The sequence below is a fragment of the Variovorax sp. efr-133-TYG-130 genome (assembly GCF_030208835.1).
Taxonomy (GTDB): Bacteria; Pseudomonadota; Gammaproteobacteria; order Burkholderiales; family Burkholderiaceae_C; genus Variovorax.
The window spans coordinates 1-1,295 of sequence record NZ_JARVTD010000006.1 but is presented as its reverse complement, the minus strand read 5'-3'; the positions used below and the strand labels follow the sequence as shown (position 1 = coordinate 1,295).

Here is a 1,295-nt window from a genome sequence, read left to right as displayed (position 1 = left end):
AGTCGAGCACGCCGTCGGCGCGCCATCGCGCGAGGTCGCCGGTGCGGTACATGCGCTCTCCGGCCTGAAAGGGATCGGGAACGAAGAACGCCGCATCCAGTTCGGGGCGGTTCAGGTAGCCTCGCGCCAGGCCGGCGCCGCCGATATAGAGTTCCCCAGGCATGCCGGGCGGGACCAACTGGCGGTCCTGGTCGAGCACATAGCACCGCACATTGGCGATCGGGCGGCCGATGGGGATCGTATCGACGCCGTCACCCACTTCGCCGATCAAGTGGTGCGTGGAGTTGCAGGCGGCCTCCGTCGGCCCGTAGAAATTGCCGATCGCCGTTGCAGGCAGTTGCTCGCGTACCTTGCGAACCAGTTCGGCGTCCAGTGCCTCGCCGCCAACGATCAGGTAGCGCAGGCTTTTGCACTGCTTGAACGAGGGTTCCGCGGTCAGCGCCCGAAGCAGCGTGGGCACCATCGAAATCAGGTTAATGCGCTGTTCGCGGATGGTGCGAACGAGGTAGTCTGTGTCGGACTGTCCGCCTGGCATGGCAAGCACCACCGTTGCACCGCTGGTGAGCGGCGAGAAGAACTCGTGGAATGCGGCGTCGAAGCTGATGGAGGTCTTCTGCAGCAGTCGATCTGACGTGCTGAGCCCGACGGTGCGCGAGAACCAGAGGATGTTGTTGCAGGCAGCCGCATGCGAAACGACGACGCCTTTGGGCAGGCCGGTGGACCCGGAGGTGTAGATGACGTACGCGGCATCCCGCGGGCCCATGATGCGGGCCGGGTTTTGGGTGCTGCAGCGCGCAACGAGGGGCGCGTGCACGTCAAGCCGCACCTCTTTGGCGCCGTGCGGAGGCAGATGTAGCTGGCGATGCGACACCACGACGGGCAGCGCAGCGTCCTCCAGCATGAAAGCCAGCCGGTCGGCAGGGTAGTCCGGGTCCAGCGGCACGAAAGCCGCACCCGCCTTGAGTACGCCAAGCAGGGCAACGACGAGGTCGAACGATCGCTCCAGGTAGACACCCACACGGGTGTCGGGCCTCACGCCCTGAGCGATGAGGTGGTGGGCGATCTGGTTGGCACGCGCGTTGAGCTCTGCGTAGCTCAGGCGCTGGTCCTCGAAGACGAGGGCGATGGCCTCGGGGGTGTGGGCAGCCTGGTGCTCGAAGAGGGCGGGCAGGGTGGCCTGGGCCACGGGGTGGGCGGTGTCGTTCCAGCCCACGAGGATCTGCTGGCGCTCCTCGGGCGTGAGGATCTCGATGGCGCCGATGGGCTGTGCGGGATCGGCGGCGATCGCCTCGAGC

General features: G+C 66.6%; 1 protein-coding gene. It reads right to left on the bottom strand.

Annotated features, from left to right (window positions below; all coding sequences use genetic code 11):
* On the bottom strand, window positions 1-1,295 hold a 1,295-nt coding region (locus QRN67_RS08510; protein ID WP_285411464.1), incomplete at both ends, for a non-ribosomal peptide synthetase.